We start from the raw sequence: 19,566 nt of genomic DNA, 5'->3' as shown, positions 1-19,566 counted from the left end.
TCCGCCGGGGTCCACGGTGGGGGGAGGGCTGTCGGCCTGTCCCGTCAGGAGGGGTCCAGGACGTTGCCGTTCACGCAGTTGTTCACGGTGTCGCCCGCCCACGCGCCGCCCACCGGCACCGCAGCGAGTTCCTGGAAACACACGGACGCGGCGCTGAAGTTCCAGTTGTTCGCGGCGTTCACGCCGGGCCCGAAGTTCGAGTCGTTGTCGGCGTGCGCGGCGGGAGCGGCGAGAGCCAGGGCGGCGGCGGGCAGCATGGCCAGCATCATGATCTTCTTCATGCACCGGCAACGACGGGCCGGAGCCCGCGGATACGGCTGGTCACCCGCCCTGACCCCCCGTCACCCGGGCGGCCCGCCCCGCCGGGCCCGGCCGCCCGATGCGTGATCCGGTGGGACCGTGCAGCTCCTCCCCGTTCCCGTACGACGGCTCGCCGCCTGGTGCGTCGTCCTGCTGCTCGTGTCAGGGGTCGGCTACGTCGGGATCCGGCTCTGCGCCGAGCTGAAGACCGCGGTGACGCCCGTGCTGCTCGCGCTGCTCGGGACCGCGTTGCTCGGGCCGCTGTACCGGCGGCTGGTGAAGGCGCACGTGAACCGGTCCGTGGCCGCGATGATCACCTGTGTCGCGGTCGTCGCCGTGGTCGGCGGGGCCGTGTATATCGTGGTGGCTGCGCTGATCGACACCGGCGACCAGATCGTGTCCTCGCTCAAGGACGCGGGCAACTCCCTCGCCGACCACTTCGGCGCCGCCGGCACCTCGGTGGACGACCTCGCCTCCAACGCCAAGGAACTGCTCACCAAGTTCGGCGGGACGGCCGCGTCCAACGTCATCAGCGGGGTCAGCGTCGTCGGCGAGACCATCGCCATGGCCGTCCTGGCGCTGCTCCTCGTCTTCTTCTTCCTGCGGGACTCCGACCGGGCCGCCGGGCTGCTGCGCTCCCTCGCGCCCCACGACAACGCCGACCTCGTCGAGGCCATGGCCCGCCGTGCCTTCGAGGGCGTCGAGGGATTCATGCGGGGGACCACCGTCATCGCCCTCATCGACGCCCTCTGCATCGGCGTCGGGCTGCTCGTCCTGGACGTGCCGGGGGCGTTCGGCCTGGCCGCGCTCGTCTTCGTCGGGGCCTACATCCCCTACCTCGGCGCCTTCCTCTCCGGCGCCGTCGCCGTGCTGGTCGCGCTCGCCGACCGGGGTTTCGTGATCGCGCTGTGGGCCCTCGGGGTCGTCCTGGCCGTGCAGGTCCTCGAGGGACACGTCCTCCAGCCGATGATCCAGAGCCGGACCGTGCAGATGCACCCGGCGGTGGTGATGATCGCGATCACCGCGGGCGCGTCCGTGGCCGGAATCCTCGGCATGCTGCTCGCGGTGCCGCTGACCGCGGCCGCCTTCGGGGTCGTCCACGAACTGCGGGAGCGCTACGCGTCCCAGGACCCGAACTCCGGGGCTTCACCGGGACTGGCCCCGTCGCCGTCGGACTCGTAGAGCTCGAACCAGATGCTCTTGCCCTCGCCCCTCGGGTCGACGCCCCAGGTCTCGGCGAGGAGTTCGATGAGGAGCAACCCCCGCCCGGAGGACGCCAGTTCACCGGGGTGCCGCTTGTGCGGGAGGTCGTCGCCGGCGTCCGTGACCTCGACCCGCATCCGCCGCTCACCCGTGTCACCGGTCACCTCCGCCGTCAGCAGGGCGTCGGCGTCGGTGTGGACGAGGACGTTGGTGAGCATCTCGGAGACGAGCAGGACCGCCGAGTCGACCTGGTCGGCTCCGGTCCAGTCGTGGAGGAGTTCGCGCAGCTGCTGCCGGGCCACCGCGATCCGCTCGGGCTCGGCCTGCGCGACGGTGAGCACCGTACGGCGGATCTTCGGCGGGACGGTCGTCGTGTCGCCGCAGCCGCAGGCCTCGCCCTCGCGGGACAGCAGGAGTACGGCGATGTCGTCCTCGCGGCGGTCCGCGAGCGGGCCGGTGGTGTGGTGCGAGGAGGGACCGTGGACGGCCTGGACGAGCGCGTCGGCGAGTTCCTCCAGGTCGCCCTTGTGCTCCTCCAGGATGGTCCGGATGCGCTGCCACCCCGTCTCCAGGTCGTGGCCGCCGGTCTCGATCAGCCCGTCGGTGCACATCAGCATGGTCTCGCCGGGCTCCAGCGCGAGCGTGGTCGTCGGGTAGTCGGCGTCCGGGTCGATGCCGAGCGGCAGTCCGCCCGCCGTGGGCCGCATCAGCACCGTGCCGTCCGCCATGCGTATCGCCGGGTCGGGATGACCGGCGCGGGCGATCTCCAGGACCCCGGTCGCCGGGTCGGCCTCGACGTACAGGCAGGTCGCGAACCGCGGGTCGGCCTTCTCCGCGTCGCCGTTGGTGATGCCGTGCAGGAAGCGGGAGGCGCGGGAGAGGACGGCGTCCGGGCGGTGGCCCTCGGAGGCGTAGGCGCGCAGGGCGATGCGGAGCTGGCCCATCAGCCCGGCGGCCCGCACGTCATGGCCCTGTACGTCACCGATGACCAGCGCGATCCTGCCTCCCCCAGAGGGGGTGCCCCCAGGCAGCGGAATCATGTCGTACCAGTCGCCGCCGACCTGCAGCCCGCCCCCGGTCGGTATGTAGCGGGCGGCGACGCTCATGCCGGGGATCTCCGGGCCCAGCGTGGGCAGCATCGAGCGCTGGAGGCCGTCGGTCAGCTCGCGCTCGGACTCGGCGACACCGGCGCGGGAGAGGGCCTGGGCGAGCATGCGGGCGACCGTGGTGAGGACGGACCGTTCGTCGGGCGTGAAGGCGACCGGGTAGGTGAAGGCGGCCATCCAGGCGCCCATCGTCCGCCCGGCCACGGTCAGCGGCAGGAACGCCCAGGACTGCCGGTGGAAGTGCTGGGCGAGCGGCCAGGTGACCGGGTAGCGCTCCTTGTACTGCTCGGGCGTGGACAGATAGACGGCACGGCCCGTCCGGACGACCTCGGCGGCCGGGTAGTCCGTCACCATCGACATGTGCGAGAACGGGTCCTCGTCGCCCGGCTGATGCCCGTGATGGCCGACGATCGTCAGCCGGTCGCCCGATACGCCGAACACCGCGAGGCCGTCCGGTGAGAAGCCCGGCATCGACAGGCCCGCCGCGACCCGCAGCACCTCCGCCGTGGACCGCGCCTCCGCCAGCGCCCGGCCCGCGTCCAGCAGGAACGCCTCCCGCGAGCGCCGCCAGTCACCGGTGACCGCCGTCCGCCCGGCCGGGGTGCCCGGCGTGGGCTCGGCGACCTCCTGGAGGGTGCCGATCAGCTCGTACGACCGTTTCTCGGGGTTGTAGGACGGCTTGGAGCGGCTGCGGACGACGCGGATGACCCGGCCCCGCTCGTCCATGATCCGGATGCGGACCTCGGCGAGGGTGCCCTCGGCGACGGCCAGCCCGACGACCCCCGTGATCTCGTTCCAGTCCACGGGGTGGAGTCGGGCCCGGGTCTGGGCCTCCGTGAGGGTGGTCTGTTCGGGGGGCAGCCCGAGCAGCCGTGCGGCCTCGGCGTCCACCGTGACCAGCTCCGAGGCGGTGTCCCAATGCCACAGACCGGTCGCGAGGGCGGCGAGTACCTCCCCCACGGCGGGCAGGGGCTCACCAGTGCGCATTGCCCCACTGTAAGAAGAGGAGATCGAAACCTGCCACCGAGGGAGCCTTGCGTTAATGGTGGGGAGGCACTCCATGGGTGGCCGGTACCCTTGGGACGTCCGGGCTCCGGCCCCGGACGTTTCACGTGAAACACTCCCCGATCCGCGAAGGCTGGATGAACGACGATGCATCGGTACAGGTCCCACACCTGCGGCGAGCTCCGCGCCTCTGACGTCGGCACCGACGTCCGGCTGAGCGGCTGGCTGCACAATCGCCGAGACCTGGGCGGCATCCTCTTCATCGATCTGCGCGATCACTACGGCATCACGCAGCTCGTCGCCCGCCCCGGCACGCCCGCGTACGAGGCCCTCGACAAGGTGACCAAGGAGTCGACGGTCCGCGTCGACGGCAAGGTCGTCTCCCGCGGCACGGACAACGTGAACCCGGATCTGCCGACCGGCGAGATCGAGGTCGAGGTCGGCGAGGTCGAGCTGCTCGGCGCGGCCGCCCCGCTCCCCTTCACGATCAACACCGAGGACGGGGTCAACGAGGAGCGGCGCCTGGAGTACCGCTTCCTGGACCTGCGCCGCGAGCGCATGCACCGCAACATCATGCTGCGGTCCTCCGTGATCGCCTCGATCCGCTCGAAGATGGTCGCCCTCGGCTTCAACGAGATGGCCACCCCGATCCTGTCCGCGACCTCCCCCGAGGGCGCACGCGACTTCGTGGTCCCGTCCCGCCTCAACCCGGGCAAGTTCTACGCCCTTCCGCAGGCGCCGCAGCAGTTCAAGCAGCTGCTGATGATCTCCGGCTTCGACCGCTACTTCCAGATCGCGCCCTGCTTCCGGGACGAGGACGCCCGCGCGGACCGCTCGCCGGGCGAGTTCTACCAGCTCGACGTCGAGATGAGCTTCGTGGAGCAGGAAGACGTCTTCCAGCCGATCGAGAAGCTGATGACGGAGCTGTTCGAGGAGTTCGGCGGCGGCCAGCCGGTCACCTCCCCCTTCCCGCGCATCCCGTTCCGCGAGTCGATGGTGAAGTACGGCTCCGACAAGCCGGACCTGCGCGCCAAGCTCGAACTCACCGACATCACGGACGTGTTCGAGGGCTCGGAGTTCAAGGCGTTCGCCGGCAAGCACGTCCGCGCGCTGCCGGTGCCGGACGTGGCGGCTCAGTCCCGCAAGTTCTTCGACCAGCTCGGCGACTTCGCGGTCACCCTCGGCGCGAAGGGCCTGGCCTGGGTCCGCGTGACCGAGGACGGCTCGCTGACGGGCCCGATCGCGAAGTTCCTCACGGAGGAGAACATCGCGGAGCTGACGAAGCGCCTGTCGCTGGCCCCCGGCCACGCCGTGTTCTTCGGCGCGGGCGAGTTCGACGAGGTCTCGAAGATCATGGGCGCGGTCCGCGTCGAGGCCGCCAAGCGCGCCGGTCACTTCGAGGAAGGCGTCTTCCGCTTCTGCTGGATCGTCGACTTCCCGATGTACGAGAAGGACGAGGAGACCGGGAAGATCGACTTCTCGCACAACCCGTTCTCGATGCCGCAGGGCGGTCTGGAGGCCCTGGAGACCCAGGACCCGCTGGACATCCTGGGCTGGCAGTACGACATCGTCTGCAACGGCGTGGAGCTGTCCTCCGGCGCGATCCGGAACCACGAGCCCGACATCATGCTCAAGGCCTTCGAGATCGCGGGCTACGACCGTGACACCGTCGAGGAGCAGTTCGCGGGCATGCTGCGCGCGTTCCGCTTCGGCGCCCCGCCGCACGGCGGGATCGCCCCCGGCGTCGACCGCATCGTCATGCTGCTCGCGGAGGAGCCGAACATCCGCGAGACGATCGCGTTCCCGCTCAACGGCAACGCGCAGGACCTGATGATGGGCGCGCCGACGGAGCTGGACGAGACGCGGCTGCGCGAGCTGCACCTGTCGGTGCGGAAGCCGCAGCCGAAGTAATCGACATCCGGCGGGAGTTGGGGCTCGGAACCGGCATCGGTTTCGAGCCCTTTCGCTTGCCCACAGGATTCACAGCGCATTCTCATGTTCATGTCATGTCGGGCGCCCCTAGCGTCCCCGGCATGACGGATTCCCGAGTACCCCCCACGGATTCTCAACCCCCCACGGCTTCCGAAGTCCCGGAACCCGCAGGCCAGTTGGCCCGCCGCACGGTCCTGGTGGCCGGTGGCGCGGCGGTGACGGCGGTCGGCGTAGGCGGCGTGCTGTCGGCGAACGCCTCCGCGCAGGAGGCCACCCCGGCGGCCGCGGCAGCGACCTCGACCGATGACACCTGCTACACGCTCACCTCGGAACTGGTCGAGGGCCCGTACTACATCGACGCCGACAAGATCCGCCGCGACGTCACGGAGGACCAGGAGGGCATCCCGCTCACCCTCGACCTCAAGGTGATCGACGCGGACACCTGCAGACCGCTGCGCAACGCGGCCATCGACATCTGGCACTGCAACGCCACGGGCGTCTACTCGGGCTACGAGTCGACCGGCGGTGGCGGCGGCCCGGCCCCCACGGGCGCACCGCCCTCCGGCACCCCGACCGGCACCCCCACGGGCGGCCCGCCCGGTGGCGGCGGAGGCCACCAGGAACCGACCGACGACGACCGCTTCCTGCGCGGCACCTGGCACACGGACCGCCACGGCAAGGTGACGTTCAGGACGGTCTTCCCCGGCTGGTACCAGGGCCGCTGCGTCCACATCCACGTCAAGGTCCACGTCGACGGCGAGTGGACCGACGCGGGCTACGAGGGCGGCCACACCTGCCACACGGGCCAGCTGTTCTTCGACGAGAAGTCGGTCATCGCGACCTCGGTCCTGGAACCGTACGTCTCGAACACGGCGACCCGCACGACGCTGACGGAGGACGGCATCTACCCCCAGAACGGCCACGCGGGCGGCCTGCTGTACCTCCAGTACGACCGGCGGCACATCGGCCGGGGCGTACGGGCGCGGCTGACGCTGGGGGTGGCGCCGGACGAGACGAACGACGGGGAGGGCGGCGGGGGGCCGGGCGGACCGGGGGGACCGAGCGCGTCGGCGTCACCGTCGGCTTCAGCGAGCTGACGGAGGCAAGGCCTCATCCCGACCCCGTACGTCTCCCACGTCTCCCGCACCCCTTCCGGCTCACCGCCATGGAAACCTCGCAGCGGACACACAGGAATATCGATGTGCCTGCACAGAGGCAGGGCGTGTCATGGACGTACGGGGCCGGATCCGCCCGGCCCGTGACCATGTGAAGGCCTGGAGGAAGCGATGGGATACGCCGTACTGCTCGCACTGCTGTTGATAGCCGGGGCGGCGTTCGCCGTCGTCGCACAGCGCCGCTCGCGCCGGGCCCGCGGCGACTCCGACCTGTCGGACCTGGACGCGGAGGTCGAGGCCAGCGGCTGGGTACTCCGCCTCGGCGCGAGCCTGTCGGTGCCCGAGGCGCGGATCTGGGCGGGCGCCGGCGAGACGGCGACCCGGGCGCTGACGGATGCGGCGGAGTGCCACCGCGCGGCGGGCGCCCAGCTGTCCGCGGCCCACACGGCGGAGGAGTACGCCGAGGCGACGCGGGTGGCCAAGGAGGGCCTTGGCCATATCGCTACGGCGCGGGCGGCGCTGGGGGTGGCGGTAGCGGCGTAGGAGATTCAGCTACGGCGGTGTCCCGCGTACAGCCTTGAGGCGTCAGGGCTGGTCGGTGCGGGATTGGGGCTGAGATGCCTCGGGGCTCTCGACGAACAGGTCCTCCGCCGTGGAGGCGGTCAGGGAACGGTCGAACCAGAGGGTGAGGGTGTCGAGGTCGGAGCAAGAGGTGATGCGTTCCCGGATGTCGTCGGGGACGTCGATGCCGTGCTTCTCCAGTACGCGCAGGATCAGCGAGGCGCGATCCTCGGTCTTGCCCTCCAGGTACTTCTCCTCGTAGATCGTTCCGTGGCCCGGGAAGTGGGTGATGACGTTCGACATCAGCTCTCTCCATTTCTCCTTGGCCGGAGTGTTCTCCAAGCCGACTTCCGTTACTTCGAACCAGTACGCCGTGGTGTCCGGGTCGAATGACTGGAGTCCGCGGGCCAGCGTCTCCAGTATGGCGGGCGCTCGCCGGTCGTCGCTATGGAGGATGGCCGAGAGGACCGCCAGGGCCGGCTGCTGAGTCACCGTCGACTCGTCGTTGATCACCGGGACGGTGCCCGGTCCCAGTACGAACGGGCGCGTGACCTGGGTCGACCACGGGCCGACAGCGCACTCGAAGGGGCCTGCTGCCCACTTCGCCGTCGACCGGTCCCGGCAGACGGCAACCAGCAGCACCGGCATGTCGTACTTCGCGCTGAGGTGCGCCACGTAGTAGGCCCAGCTCTTCGCCTTGTCCGGGTCCTTCTTGGTCTGGGACTCGATGGCGAGCAGGAAGCTCTCTCCCATGGCCGGTTCGAACTTGAGCACCGTGTCCACGCGGCGTTCCAGGGGCCGGATTTCGGTGGCGTCGGGCGTGATCGAGCCGAAGTCCGACTTCGCGGGCGGCGGGATGCCCAGCGACTCGAAGACGAGCGTGAGGGCCTCCGGATGTTCCTGGAAGAGCCGGTGGGTCGCCTCGTGGGTTGATGTGACCATGTGCGCAACCTAGGTGGATCAAGGACCGGGTTGTGCGGCCGATCGGGAGGGGTTCACTCTTTCGAGGGGCGAGTGAACGTTCAGGCAGCCGTGGTCAGTTCGCACCAGACGTACTTGCCCTTGCTGCCGTTCCTGGACAGCGGCTGCCAGCCCCAGAGGTCGGCGCAGGCCTTGACCAGGCCCAGACCCCGGCCCTCCTCCAGGTCGAGGTGCTTGGCCAACTCCCTTGGGGGTTCAGGGGGTTCGGGGTTCGCGTCCCAGGCGCCGATGCGGAGGGTGCCGGGTTTCCAGGAGACCCGCAGGATGACGGGGCCTTGCGTGTGGCGTACGGCGTTGGAGACCAGCTCCGTCGCGAGGAGTTCGGCGGTGTCGACGAGGCCGATCAGTCCGTGCATCGTGAGGATCAGGCGGAGGGTGCGGCGGCAGACGGTGACCGCGCGGAGGTCGTGGGGGATGGTGAGGGTGTACTCCCAGGGGGCGGCCTGGGTGGCTTGAGCGGCCGGTTCTTCGGGTTCGGGCATGGGTGACTCCTGGTCAGGGAGGGGGGGTTGCGGGTCGGCGGGCGGTGGCTTGTCGCGGCCGGCATGGCATGGCATGGCGGGGCGGTGCGCTTCCGGGGTCCCGGGGTTCCGCAGGGTGTGCGTCGCGTCACTGACGGTAGAGAATAAAGTTAGTACGGCGCAACCTGTTGTCGTAACCTGGTCACCCGATGTGGTGGAAGCGGGAGGCGTAGGTGCCACGGAAGCAGCCGACAGCCCGACAGCGGCGGCTGGGGCGGGAGTTGCGCAGGCTGCGTGAGGCGGCTGGTCTGACGGCGCGCCAGGCGGCGGAGTCGCTGGGCACCATCTCGGTGACCATGAGCCAGATCGAGTCGGGGGTCGCCGGTGTCAGTGAGGCACGGTTGCGGCGGATCGCGGCTCAATACACCTGCTCAGACACCCAGTTGATCGATGCGCTGGTGGAGATGGCGACGGAGCGTGCCGGTGGATGGTGGGAGGAGTACCGGGACGGCCTCCCGCCCATGTTCCTCGATTTGGCGGAGTTGCAGCACCATGCGACGTTCCTGCACGAGATCGCCACGGCTCACGTGCCGGGACTGCTGCAGATCGAGGACTACGCGCGTGCCGTATTTGCCTACTGGCGACCTGAACTACCAGAAAGTGAGCTGGAGTTGAGGGTCGAGCACCGGATGCGGCGACAGGCAGACCTGGGGGCGGCCCCGTACACGGCGGTATTGCACGAGCCAGTGCTGCGAACCCGCGTCGCGAACCGGCGTGTGGCGCGGGCTCAGCTTGATGCCGTGTTGGAACGGTCTGACGCTCCAGGCGTCACCGTACGGGTGATTCCGTTTGACGTGGACGGCTTCGCGGGCGCGAGTGCGGAGCTCCTGTACGCAGGCGGTCGAGTGTCCGCGCTGGACACGGCTCAACGAGACACCCCCCAGGGGACCGCCTTCATCGATGCACCGGCTCAACTCCTGTCCCTGCGAACGCTCTTTCGTAAAGTGGAAGCGGTGTCCCTCGAACCGGCCCGGTCCAGGGACTACCTCCATCGTCTGGCGAAGGAGCTGTAGACGTGATCCAGTGGCAGAAGTCGACCTTCTCCAGCGGAAGCGACGGGGCCAACTGTGTGGAAGTGGCTTCCTCTGAAGGTGAGTTGCTCCTCCGCGAGAGCGACGACCCCGCCCGAATACTCTCCGTCACCTGTACCGCGCTCGCCGGACTCCTCCACCACCTACACGGGCAGCACACAGCCTCAACCTGAAGCAGTACCTCCCCGAAGTGTGACACTTCAGCCCGGAGTGTCACACTTTCGTGCCCCACCCCCCCCATCCTGAGATTTTCCGCAGCCACGGCAACCTTCTTGATCCGCGCGGCCACTGAGGAGTCGTAACCCCCTTACCGCACACCGCACTTAAGGACTCCCCCGTGGCAACCCCCTCCCACCGCCGCTCACTCCGCAAGCGCCGCACGATCGTCGTCACCGCCGCCGCGGCGGCCGCGGGTATCGGCGCCGGCATCCTCGTGCTCAACGCGAACGCGGCCAGTACCACCGCTACCGCCGCCGACCTGTACCACCAGACGCTCGCGGCGAAGGACGGGTGGGCGTCGTCCGGGACCGGTACCACCGGTGGGGCGAAGGCCGATGCCGCGCACACCTTCACTGTCACGACGCGCGCGCAGCTCGTGAAGGCGCTCGGGTCCGCCAGTGACACCACCCCCCGGATCGTCAAGATCAAGGGGACCATCGACGCCAACACCGACGACTCGGGGAAGAAGCTGAGCTGCGCCGACTACTCCTCCGGGACCGGGTATTCGCTGGCCGCGTATCTCAAGGCCTTCGACCCGGCCACGTACGGCACCTCCAAGCTGCCCTCCGGTACGCAGGAGAAGGCGCGGGCCGCCGCGCAGACCAAGCAGGGGAAGAACATCATCTTCCGGGTGCCCGCCAACACCACCGTCGTCGGTGTGCCCGGCACCAAGGCCGGGATCACCGGCGGGATGCTGCAGATACAGAGCGTGGACAACGTCATCGTGCGGAACCTGACCTTCGCCGCCACCCAGGACTGCTTCCCGCAGTGGGACCCGACGGACGGGGACAGCGGAAACTGGAACTCGCAGTACGACGCCGTGACCCTGCGCGGTGCCACGCATGTGTGGGCCGACCACAACACGTTCACGGACGCGCCGGGGCTCGACACCTCCGACCCCACCTACTACGGGCGCCAGTACCAGATCCATGACGGCGACCTCGACATCACCAAGGGATCGGACCTGGTGGCCGTCGAGCGCAACCAGTTCACCAACCACGACAAGACGATGCTCATCGGCAGCAGCGACACCGACAGCGTCGGCAAGCTGCGCGTCTCCATCCACCACAACGTGTGGAAGGGCATCGTGCAGCGGGCGCCGCTGGCCCGGATCGGGCAGATTCACATCTACAACAACTTCTACGACACCACGAACCTCAACGGGTACGTCCTCCAGTACAGCGTCAACTCGCGTGCCAAGGCGCAGGTCGTCGCCGAGGACAACTACTGGAAGATTCCCGCCAGTCAGAAGGTCGGCAAGCTGTTCAGCGGTGACGGGACCGGGTCCATCGCCGGTGGCGGCAACCTCGTCAACGGCACGGCCACCGACCTCGTCGCCGCCTACAACGCCGCCAACTCCAAGAAGCTGAAGACCACCGTGAACTGGACGCCGACCCTCACGGCCGGTCTGGAGACCTCCGCCAAGAATCTGCCGACGGAGCTCGCCACGACCACGGGTTCCGGCGTCCTGTCCTAGCGGTCGCCGGTCACTGTTCGTACCCGAGCCCCAACTCCCTCATAGCGCGATGGAGTTGGGGCTCAGCTGTCGTAACTGCCGTCCCACGGCGGGCCGAAGCAGTGCCGGTCCGGGTACAGCTCCGCCCAGGTACCCTCCTCGTCCTCCTCGATCAGCAGGCCGAACAGGACGCCGTCCACGGTGCGTTGGAACGGGCGGATCGCGATGTCGGTGTAGCTGCGGCGGGGGAGGGCGCGGAGCAGTTTCGCCAGGTGGATGCGGGCCTGCGAGAGGACCGAACCGTCGCCGTCGGGGGCACTCTGCTGCTGTGCCCAGGTGCCGGCGCACCAGATCTCCGAGTCGCGGTAGCGGCCCGCGGCGTCGAAGGTGTGGAGCACCGTGTAGAGACGTTTCTGCTCTTCCCAGCCGTCGTCGGGACGGAAGCCTTGGGGGAACGCGTAGGTGACCGACGCCAGGAACTGGCCGTCCGCGTAGCGGCCGACGGCGCCGCTGCGTTGGTTCGGCTCGTAGGCGATCGGAATGACCTCGGGGACTGCCATGGCGGCACCTTACGGGTTGGCGCGGGCTCGTCTGCGACGGGGTCGGTCAGCGAGACCGCATGGACGCGGCGAGTTGGCCCTCGGTCAGGGGCGGGACCCCGATCGGATGGGCGGCGCCGGCCCGCAGACCGTCCAGGAAGAACGCCAGGCAACGGCGCCAGGTGTCGGGCGCCGACTCCATCGACTCCCGGATCACCTGGGACATCGCCCAGATCAGCGTGACGAGATCCTGCGGTTCGAAATCGGGGCGCAACTGCCCGCTGTCCCGGGCCCGTTGGATGATCAGCTCGGCGTGTTGGAACCCGCGGTTGCAGGCCTGTTCGACCTCCCCCGCCGCCCGGAACCGTTGCGCCAGCGCGTCGTTGAGGCCGTGGTCCTCGGCCTGGAGCGCGAACAGCCCCTCCAGGTACGCGACGAAACCGTCCCAGGCGTCCGGGGCCGCCAGCGCCGTCTCGGTGAGCTGCTCCAACGCCGCCAGCCGCGCCGGGAAGATCGCCTCCCAGAACGCCTCCCGGTTCGGGAAGTGGTTGTACAGCGTGCCGATGCTGACCCCGGCCCGCCGGGCGATCTCCTCCAGCGGCGCGTCCAGACCGCGCGAGCCGAACAACTCCGTTGCGGCGGCGAGGAGTTTGGCCCGGTTGCGCGCGGCGTCGGCCCGTAGGGGCTTGGGGGTGGAGGCCGTAGGGGCGGGCGCGGGCTCGTGCATGTCCTCATCATACGGAACCCGTAGCACGGAACCTGAGGCTGCCCTCATGTTCCGTGCTACGGTCGGGAGAGGTGAAGTTGAGATAACCCTCAAGTTATTCACCGGCACGTGCACCCGAACCTGAACCCGACCCGAAGGGCACCGTCATGTCCCCCTCCGCATCGGAAGAAACCAAGGTCGCCGTCGTCATCGGGGTCGGCCCCGGCCTCGGTATGTCCATCGCCCACCGCTTCGGCCGCGAGGGGTACGCGGTGGCGCTGGTGTCCCGCAGCGACACCCGGCACGCCGGTTACGTCGCGTCGCTGGCCGCCGCGGGTGTCGAGGCCGTCTCCCACGTCGCCGATGTGCGCGACGGCGAGCAGCTCGGGTCGGTTCTCGACGCCGTCGCCGAGCGGTACGGGCACATCGACGTCGTCTACTACGGGCCGGGCGCCCTCGACCTGGACGCGCGCCCCAAGTCGATCACCGAGACCGACTCCGCCGACGTCCGGGAGGCGATGAGCTGGATGTATCCGGCCGTGGACGTGGTGAACAAGGTGCTGCCCGGCATGGTCGAGCGGGGCGGGGGCGCGCTGGTGTTCGCGGGCGGGCTCAGTGCCGTAGTGCCGATGCCCACGCTCGGCGCGCTCGCGGTGTCGTCCGCCGGCCTGCGCAACTACGCCCTGACGCTCAACGCCGCGCTCGCCGACCAGAAGATCTACGTCGGCAACCTGTGCATCGGCGGGCTCATCGAGCGGGGCGACATCCACCAGCTGATCACCGCGGACCCCGAGCGGTTCGGGAACGTCGGCGACCGGACGCTGGACCCCGACGAAATCGCCGACGCCGCCTGGGAGTTGGCGGCGCGGCGAGATCGGGCGGAGGAGACGTTCAGCGTGCTCGGGTGAGGGGCCGCGACCAGGCAGGTCAGGCCTGGTCGCCGCCGAAGCGCTCCTTGTACGTCTCCAGGTCCTCGTCCGTGAGCTTCGCGAAGAGGACCGGGGGGACGGTGAAGGGGGTGCCCGCGGGGACGGTGGTCAGGGACTTCGCCTCTTCCGGCGAGACCCAGGTCGCCGTGTCGGCCGGGAGCGCGAAGGCCGCGCGCATGGCCGCCGAGGAGGACGGGATGAAGGGTTCCGAGACCACCGCGTAGAGGTGGATCAGGTTCATCGCGGTGCGGAGGGTGAGGGCCGCGGCCTCCGGGTCGGTCTTGATCTCCAGCCAGGGGGCCTTCTCCTCCAGGTAGGAGTTGCCCGCCGACCACAGGGCGCGGAGCGCCGCCGCGGCCTTGCGGAACTGGAGGGACTCCATCTGGGTCTCGTACTCCGACAGGAGGTCGGCGATCTGCTCGCCCAGCTTCGTCTCCGGCTCGCCCGCCGCCGCGCCCGCCGGGACCTCGTCGCCGAAGCGCTTCTTCGAGAAGGAGAGGACGCGGTTGACGAAGTTGCCGAGGGTGTCGGCCAGGTCCTTGTTCACCGTGGCGGTGAAGTGCTCCCAGGTGAACGACGAGTCGTCCGACTCGGGGGCGTTGGCGATGAGGAAGTAGCGCCAGTAGTCCGCCGGGAGGATGTCCAGGGCCTGGTCGGTGAAGACGCCGCGCTTCTGGGACGTGGAGAACTTGCCGCCGTAGTACGTCAGCCAGTTGAAGGCCTTGACGTAGTCGACCTTCTTCCACGGCTCGCGTACGCCGAGCTGCGTGGCCGGGAACATCACCGTGTGGAACGGGACGTTGTCCTTGGCCATGAACTCCGTGTAGCGGACGGGGTTCTCGCCCTGGTCGGACTCGTACCACCAGGACTTCCAGTCGCGGTTCTCCGGGTCCTGGTCCGACCATTCCTTCGTCGCGCCGATGTACTCGATCGGGGCGTCGAACCAGACGTAGAAGACCTTGCCCTCCGCCGCCAGCTCCGGCCAGGTGTCGGCGGGGACCGGGATGCCCCAGTCCAGGTCGCGGGTGATCGCGCGGTCGTGCAGGCCCTCGGTCAGCCACTTGCGGGCGATGGAGGACGCGAGCTGCGGCCACTCCTCCTCGTGGGCCGCGACCCACTCCTCGACCTCGTGCTGGAGCTTCGACTGGAGGAGGAAGAGGTGCTTGGTCTCGCGGACCTCGAGGTCCGTGGAGCCGGAGATCGCCGAGCGCGGGTTGATCAGGTCGGTCGGGTCCAGGACGCGGGTGCAGTTCTCGCACTGGTCGCCGCGGGCCTTGTCGTAGCCGCAGTGCGGGCAGGTGCCCTCGACGTAGCGGTCCGGGAGGAAGCGGCCGTCGGCGGGCGAGTAGACCTGGCGGATCGCGCGCTCTTCGATGAAGCCGTTCTCGTTCAGGCGGCGGGCGAAGTGCTGCGTGATCTCCTTGTTCTGGGGGGAGGAGCTGCGGCCGAAGTAGTCGAAGGCGAGCGCGAAGCCGTCGTAGACCGCCTTCTGCGCGTCGTGCGCCTGCGCGCAGAACTCGGCCACGGGGAGGCCCTGCTCCTTCGCGGCCAGCTCCGCCGGGGTGCCGTGTTCGTCCGTCGCGCAGATGTAGAGGACGTCGTGGCCGCGCTGGCGGAGGTAGCGGGAGTACACGTCCGCCGGGAGCATGGACCCCACCATGTTGCCCAGGTGCTTGATCCCGTTGATGTACGGAAGGGCGCTGGTGATGAGGTGTCGAGCCATCGGGGGGCTGCTCCCAGGTCGGTGTGTTGCTGTTATTGCGAACCTTGAAATCGTAGCCGACACGGGTGTGCCGCCCGCCTCCCGTTTTACGGGGTGGGAAGCGGGCGGCACAGAGGTTTCGGTGTTACGGGCGCCAGTCGATCAGTACGCCGTCGTAGAGCTCCGCGTCCGTGAGCTCCAGGGGGGTCGGGCCCGCGTGGAAGAAGGCCGTGTTGTCGGTCTTCAGCTTGCGGAGGTAGTCGAAGGCCTTGTTGTCGTGGTCGCCGAACGCGACGAACGAGAAGAACACGGAGGCGTGGGACTTCGCGGCGTCCGTGAGGGACTGGGTGGCCGGGGTCTTCGCGTCCGGGGCGCCGTCCGTCTGGAAGACGACGAGGGCGGGGGTGCCGGGGGTGGCGTTCTTGTCGTAGTGCGTGAGTACGGCTTCTACGGCGGCGTGGTAGCTGGTGCGGCCCATGCGGCCGAGGCCGGCGTGGGCCTTGTCGATCGCGTTCTCGGGGGAGGTGGGGGTGAGGTCTGTCGTGCCGTCGACTTCGGTGGAGAAGAAGATGACGTGGACGTTGGGGGTGGGGTCCGGGTCCAGGTGGGTCGCCAGGGCGAGGGTCTGGTCGGCGAGGGCCTGGGCGGAACCGTCCTTGTAGTACGGGCGCATGCTCGCGGAGCGGTCCAGGACGAGGTAGAGCTTCGCTCGGGTACCGGTGAGGTTGGCCTTGGCGATCGCGAGTGCGGCGGAACCGGCCCCTACGGCCTCGGCTACGCCCTCGGCCCCGATGGTTTCCCCACCCGCACCGCCCGTGACGCTCTCGTCGTCGGGTGCGGGTGGCCCCTGTGGGGCGTCCTCGCCGTCGGCGGCCGCGGCCAGGGGGGTGGGCACGGCTGCGTCCGCGTCCGCGGCGACCGGCTCCGCTGCGGGCTCGGCAACAGGTTCTGCCACCGGTTCCGCGACGGTTTCGGGGGCGGTGGCGTCGGCTGCGACGGGCTTGGCCACCTCATCGACTACCGGCTCAGCCACCTCGACGGTCGGCTCTGCCTCGGGGGCGGTGTCTACGACAGGCTCGGCTTCCGCTTCCGGCGTGACCTCGGCGACCGGCTCCACCTCGGGCTCGGCCTCGGCCTCCGGCGTCACCGCAGCCACAGGCTCGGCTTCTGCCTCGGTCTCGGCGACCGGCTTGGCCTCCGCTTCCGCCTCCGGCGTTACCTCAACAACCGGCTCAGCTTCCGCCTCCGGAGTCACCTCAGCCACGGGCGCGACTTCCGCCTCCTCAGCCTCGGCAACCGGCTGAGCTTCCGCGACCGGCTCAGCCTCAGCCTCCGGCGTCACAACAACCGCAGGCTCGGCTTCTACCTTCGCCTCGACAACTGGCTCCGCCTCAACAACCGGCTCGGCAACAGCTTCACTCGCCGGCTCAACCACGTCCTCGGCCACAGGCTCAGCGACAGCCTCAGCCGCGGGCTCAACCACAACCTCGATCACAGGCTCAGCAACAGCCTCAGCCGCAGGCTCAACTACAACCTCGGTCACCGGCTCAGCAGTTACCTCGGTCACCGGCTCGGCAACCACCTCGGAGGTCGGCTCGGCAACAGCCTCAGCCGTCGTCGTAACCGCCGGCTCCCCCTCAGCCGCAGCCCCGCTACCCTCCACCCCCTCCACCGACGTCGCAGGCTTCGGCACGGACACGTTGTCGAAGGCCAGTGCCACCAGCTCGTGCTCGTCGTCCTCCAGCGTAGAGGACGGACGGGGCTCCGGAACCGTGGCCGTGGCCGTCGCCGCCGGTGACGGCTTCGGGGTCGAGGTGAGGTCGGGTTCTGTGGAGGGGGACGGGACCTTGGCGTCCGGTTCCACCGCCACCGCGGTCGGCTGCTCTTGCGAAGGAGTGCGTTCCGCACCCTCTGCTTCGGCGGCACGCTCCTTGCGTGACCTGCCGAATGCATTCCGCAGGAGAGTGAGAATGCCCATGTGCGCAACCCTTCGCGTGAGTTGAAGCCGTCAATCCCTGGCCAGGACGGACACGTAAGGTTAGCGGCCCCGGATGGCGATCTTAGGCATGGGCGAGGCGCGTGAGGCGCGTCTCGTCAACACCCCCTGTTTCAGCCACCACTTCGCTCGCCCGTTCACCTGCCTGTTCCTGGCGGACGCACGCCCGGCCCGCGAAACACCGTGACCACAGTGACGCCGCGACGTGATCTCAGTGCGGCGAAGCGATCGTCCGTGCCGCCGCCACCTCCTGCCGCAACGGCTCCAGCACACTCTCCGCCGGCCCCGTCAGATCCGTACGGACCTCCACCAGCACCTCCGACTCCCGTACGCCCTCCGACAACTCCCTGAGCTGGCGGGCCACTTGGGTCACCTCGGCCGCTGACGGCGCCGGTGCTCCGTGCTTCACCCGTACCCTCGCCGCCGTCGTCGCGTCGACGATCCGCTCCACGGCCACGACCAGCGGGAGCCAGCCGGCGGCCAGGCGGCCGGTGGGCGGGGGTTCGGTGAGCGCGCGCTGGAACTCCGTACGGATGACGGACAGATCGCGGTAGAGACGGCGGCGCATACGGGCACGGGCCGCCGGGTCCACCCCCGCCTCCACCCCCGGATTTACCCCCGCCCCCACCACGGGACCTTCCGACTTGCCCACCTCCGACCCCGTAACACCGACAGAACCTTCCGCCGTGCCGAACGCCGACTCCACATACGCCGCCGTGTCCGCCACCGCCTCCGCCAACCGGTCTCCCACCCGCGTGTGCCAGCTCTCCGGCCAGAGGAGATAACCGGCCACCAGCGCGATCCCGCAGCCGATCAGCGAGTCCACCAGCCGGGGCAGCAGCAGGGCCGTGCCCTGGTGGTTCAGGACGTCGGAGAGGAGCAGGATCACCGGGGTGATCGCCATCGTCTGATAGCCGTAGCCGCGCGGGGTGAGGGCCGGGATCAAGGGGGCAAGGACGAGCAGGACCAGGACCTCCCACCAACCCCTCGGCACCACCGACAGCACCGCCGCCGCGATCACCAGCCCCGCCACCGTGCCGAGCGCGCGCAACAGCGCCCGGGAGAACACCGAACCGAAGTCGGGCTTCATGACGAAGGTGATGGTCAGGGCCACCCAGTACGAGCGCGCGACCGGCACGGTCGAGACCAGGATCTGCGCCAGGCCGATGCAGACCGCCAGGCGCAGGCCGTAGCGCCAGGAGCCCGACGACAGCAGGACATTCCGCGCCGCCCTCGCCGTGCGGATGCGCAGCGCGGCCGGGCGGCCCAGGCGGTCGTCGATGCCCCTCGGGTCCACGTCCGGGGCCGTGACGACCTCGGCCGCGTGGCGCAGGGCGTGGTCGACCGCGCGGGTCGTCTCGCCGGTGGGGGTGGGGAGGGCGAGGGCTATCGGGCCCGTGTAGCCCGTCTCCACGGCGTGGGCCAGGTGGCGGACCGCCTCGCGGATCTGGGGTGGGAGGGGCCGGCCCGACTGGTGGACCGCGGGGGCCGCCTCCACCACCGGGGTGATGGCGTTCAACTGGGCCAGCAGGCGGGTGAGTTCGGGGCTGCGGCCGTGGTGGCGGGCTCGGCGGGCGAGGACGAGGTCGTACGACTGGTTCAGGGACTGGGTGACCGCCCGGCGGGCCGCGTCGTAGCCGGCCGTGGGGTCGTCGCCGCAGGTCGCGAGGAGGTCGGCGACCGTGCGGTAGGTGTTCGCCACCGCCGATCGCTCCGGGACTCCCGAACGCAACGGCCAGGCCAGCAGGGCCAGGAGGAGCACCAGGAGGCCGCCGCCGGACATCAGGGCGGGGGCCAGCCACCACGCGCCGGGGAGCGGAAGTCCCGCGCCGATCACCGAGTTGAGGAGCAGCAGCAGGCCCGATACGGAGGCCACCGCGCCGATCGTCGAGATCATCCCGGAGACGAGCGCGATGCCGGTGAGCGCGGCGACCGCGTACCAGCCGTGCCCGTACACCGCGGAGCCGAGCGTGACGCCGATCGCGCCGAAGAGCTGGGGGATCGCGATGTTGAGGATGCGCATGCGGTACGCGTCGGCGGTGTCGCCGATCACGCCGGAGAGGGCGCCCATGGAGGCGAGGGCGCCGTAGGCCGGTTGTCCGACGGCCAGGCCGATCGTGAAGGGGAGGGCCATCGCGATGGCGGCGCGGGCGATGGCCGGCCAGTTGAGGGGAGCCTGCTGGGGTTGGAGGTTCCTCACCAGCCAGTCGGGGGGTGTGAGGCCGATGGGGAACTCGCGGGACATGCGCCCATTATGAGCGGCC

Annotated in this window: 18 protein-coding genes; 8 read left to right on the top strand and 10 right to left on the bottom strand. The window is 69.7% G+C overall.

Features of this window, described 5'->3' with window-relative positions; genetic code table 11:
- Positions 1-44: 44 nt before the first annotated feature.
- Entirely contained in the window at positions 45-281 is a 237-nt protein-coding gene (locus OO69_RS37060; RefSeq protein WP_033285314.1) for a hypothetical protein, read from the bottom strand.
- A gap of 118 nt (positions 282-399) precedes the next feature.
- Here OO69_RS37060 and OO69_RS37055 point away from each other — a divergent pair, with 118 nt between their 5' ends.
- Complete coding sequence (locus tag OO69_RS37055; protein WP_033285313.1) at positions 400-1,482, top strand: AI-2E family transporter; 1,083 nt, start codon at positions 400-402, stop codon at positions 1,480-1,482.
- On the opposite strand, the gene OO69_RS37050 is transcribed toward OO69_RS37055, so the two are convergent.
- Positions 1,416-3,596, bottom strand: coding sequence for a SpoIIE family protein phosphatase (locus OO69_RS37050; RefSeq protein WP_033285312.1), 2,181 nt, complete (start codon positions 3,594-3,596; stop codon positions 1,416-1,418). The two genes, OO69_RS37055 and OO69_RS37050, sit on opposite strands and share 67 nt — an antisense overlap.
- A 165-nt stretch (positions 3,597-3,761) precedes the next feature.
- Between OO69_RS37050 and aspS the strand changes: the two genes are divergently transcribed.
- The 3 genes from aspS to OO69_RS37035 all read left to right on the top strand — a co-directional run bounded on the left by aspS (position 3,762) and on the right by OO69_RS37035 (position 7,204).
- Complete coding sequence (aspS, locus tag OO69_RS37045) at positions 3,762-5,525, top strand: aspartate--tRNA ligase (RefSeq protein ID WP_033285311.1); 1,764 nt, start codon at positions 3,762-3,764, stop codon at positions 5,523-5,525.
- A gap of 122 nt (positions 5,526-5,647) precedes the next feature.
- Complete coding sequence (locus OO69_RS37040; protein ID WP_078652735.1) at positions 5,648-6,643, top strand: intradiol ring-cleavage dioxygenase; 996 nt, start codon at positions 5,648-5,650, stop codon at positions 6,641-6,643.
- Between the two features lie 189 nt (positions 6,644-6,832).
- On the top strand, positions 6,833-7,204 hold the full coding sequence (locus OO69_RS37035; RefSeq protein WP_051801485.1) for a hypothetical protein: 372 nt from the start codon (positions 6,833-6,835) through the stop codon (positions 7,202-7,204).
- Between the two features lie 42 nt (positions 7,205-7,246).
- Here OO69_RS37035 and OO69_RS37030 read toward each other — a convergent pair whose 3' ends face one another.
- From OO69_RS37030 to OO69_RS53210, 3 genes are all read right to left on the bottom strand, one after another.
- Positions 7,247-8,164 (bottom strand): hypothetical protein, encoded by a 918-nt coding sequence (locus tag OO69_RS37030; RefSeq protein ID WP_033285309.1) that lies wholly within the window; start codon positions 8,162-8,164, stop codon positions 7,247-7,249.
- An 80-nt stretch (positions 8,165-8,244) separates the two neighbouring features.
- Positions 8,245-8,685, bottom strand: coding sequence for an ATP-binding protein (locus tag OO69_RS37025; RefSeq protein WP_033285308.1), 441 nt, complete (start codon positions 8,683-8,685; stop codon positions 8,245-8,247).
- A gap of 181 nt (positions 8,686-8,866) precedes the next feature.
- The gene (locus OO69_RS53210; RefSeq protein WP_234444634.1) at positions 8,867-9,022 is read right to left on the bottom strand and encodes a hypothetical protein; all 156 of its coding nucleotides are present in this window, start codon (positions 9,020-9,022) and stop codon (positions 8,867-8,869) included.
- Here OO69_RS53210 and OO69_RS37020 point away from each other — a divergent pair.
- From OO69_RS37020 to OO69_RS37010, 3 genes are all read left to right on the top strand, one after another.
- Positions 8,955-9,737 (top strand): helix-turn-helix domain-containing protein, encoded by a 783-nt coding sequence (locus OO69_RS37020; protein WP_234444633.1) that lies wholly within the window; start codon positions 8,955-8,957, stop codon positions 9,735-9,737. The genes OO69_RS53210 and OO69_RS37020 overlap by 68 nt on opposite strands.
- Positions 9,738-9,739: 2 nt before the next feature.
- Positions 9,740-9,928 (top strand): DUF397 domain-containing protein, encoded by a 189-nt coding sequence (locus OO69_RS37015; protein WP_033285306.1) that lies wholly within the window; start codon positions 9,740-9,742, stop codon positions 9,926-9,928.
- A gap of 164 nt (positions 9,929-10,092) precedes the next feature.
- Positions 10,093-11,451 carry a pectate lyase family protein gene (locus OO69_RS37010; RefSeq protein ID WP_033285305.1) on the top strand — a complete coding sequence of 453 codons (1,359 nt, stop codon included), beginning with the start codon at positions 10,093-10,095 and terminating at the stop codon, positions 11,449-11,451.
- Positions 11,452-11,513: 62 nt separating this feature from the next.
- Here the strand turns inward: OO69_RS37010 and OO69_RS37005 are convergent, their stop codons facing one another.
- Together OO69_RS37005 and OO69_RS37000 are read right to left on the bottom strand one after the other, a co-directional pair.
- The gene (locus OO69_RS37005) at positions 11,514-11,990 is read right to left on the bottom strand and encodes a hypothetical protein (RefSeq protein WP_033285304.1); all 477 of its coding nucleotides are present in this window, start codon (positions 11,988-11,990) and stop codon (positions 11,514-11,516) included.
- 46 nt (positions 11,991-12,036) lie between these two features.
- Positions 12,037-12,696, bottom strand: a complete 660-nt coding sequence (locus OO69_RS37000) for a TetR/AcrR family transcriptional regulator (RefSeq protein ID WP_033285303.1) — start codon at positions 12,694-12,696, stop codon at positions 12,037-12,039.
- A 146-nt stretch (positions 12,697-12,842) separates the two neighbouring features.
- Between OO69_RS37000 and OO69_RS36995 the strand changes: the two genes are divergently transcribed.
- A complete protein-coding gene (locus OO69_RS36995) occupies positions 12,843-13,583 on the top strand; it encodes an SDR family NAD(P)-dependent oxidoreductase (protein ID WP_033285302.1) in 741 nt (246 codons plus the stop codon).
- A gap of 19 nt (positions 13,584-13,602) precedes the next feature.
- On the opposite strand, the gene metG is transcribed toward OO69_RS36995, so the two are convergent.
- From metG to OO69_RS36980, 3 genes are all read right to left on the bottom strand, one after another.
- Positions 13,603-15,327: a methionine--tRNA ligase gene (gene metG / locus OO69_RS36990; protein ID WP_033285301.1), complete on the bottom strand. Its 1,725-nt coding sequence runs from the start codon at positions 15,325-15,327 to the stop codon at positions 13,603-13,605.
- 124 nt (positions 15,328-15,451) lie between these two features.
- A complete protein-coding gene (locus OO69_RS54000) occupies positions 15,452-16,570 on the bottom strand; it encodes a VWA domain-containing protein (protein WP_420707940.1) in 1,119 nt (372 codons plus the stop codon).
- A 943-nt stretch (positions 16,571-17,513) separates the two neighbouring features.
- Entirely contained in the window at positions 17,514-19,547 is a 2,034-nt protein-coding gene (locus OO69_RS36980; RefSeq protein ID WP_033285299.1) for an FUSC family protein, read from the bottom strand.
- Between the last annotated feature and the right edge of the window lie 19 nt (positions 19,548-19,566).

The sequence above is a fragment of the Streptomyces sp. NRRL F-525 genome, assembly GCF_000716605.1.
GTDB lineage: Bacteria > Actinomycetota > Actinomycetes > Streptomycetales > Streptomycetaceae > Streptomyces.
This window is presented reverse-complemented; position numbering and strand designations above follow the sequence as displayed.

Coding starts and splice junctions, on each gene's coding strand:
- OO69_RS37060 (WP_033285314.1), bottom strand. CDS start 281: ATGAAGAAGATCATGATGCTGGCCATGCTGCCCGCCGCCGCCCTGGCT.
- OO69_RS37050 (WP_033285312.1), bottom strand. CDS start 3,596: ATGCGCACTGGTGAGCCCCTGCCCGCCGTGGGGGAGGTACTCGCCGCC.
- aspS (WP_033285311.1), top strand. CDS start 3,762: ATGCATCGGTACAGGTCCCACACCTGCGGCGAGCTCCGCGCCTCTGAC.
- OO69_RS37040 (WP_078652735.1), top strand. CDS start 5,648: ATGACGGATTCCCGAGTACCCCCCACGGATTCTCAACCCCCCACGGCT.
- OO69_RS37035 (WP_051801485.1), top strand. CDS start 6,833: ATGGGATACGCCGTACTGCTCGCACTGCTGTTGATAGCCGGGGCGGCG.
- OO69_RS37030 (WP_033285309.1), bottom strand. CDS start 8,164: ATGGTCACATCAACCCACGAGGCGACCCACCGGCTCTTCCAGGAACAT.
- OO69_RS37025 (WP_033285308.1), bottom strand. CDS start 8,685: ATGCCCGAACCCGAAGAACCGGCCGCTCAAGCCACCCAGGCCGCCCCC.
- OO69_RS53210 (WP_234444634.1), bottom strand. CDS start 9,022: ATGGTCACCGAGATGGTGCCCAGCGACTCCGCCGCCTGGCGCGCCGTC.
- OO69_RS37005 (WP_033285304.1), bottom strand. CDS start 11,990: ATGGCAGTCCCCGAGGTCATTCCGATCGCCTACGAGCCGAACCAACGC.
- OO69_RS37000 (WP_033285303.1), bottom strand. CDS start 12,696: ATGCACGAGCCCGCGCCCGCCCCTACGGCCTCCACCCCCAAGCCCCTA.
- OO69_RS36995 (WP_033285302.1), top strand. CDS start 12,843: ATGTCCCCCTCCGCATCGGAAGAAACCAAGGTCGCCGTCGTCATCGGG.
- metG (WP_033285301.1), bottom strand. CDS start 15,327: ATGGCTCGACACCTCATCACCAGCGCCCTTCCGTACATCAACGGGATC.
- OO69_RS36980 (WP_033285299.1), bottom strand. CDS start 19,547: ATGTCCCGCGAGTTCCCCATCGGCCTCACACCCCCCGACTGGCTGGTG.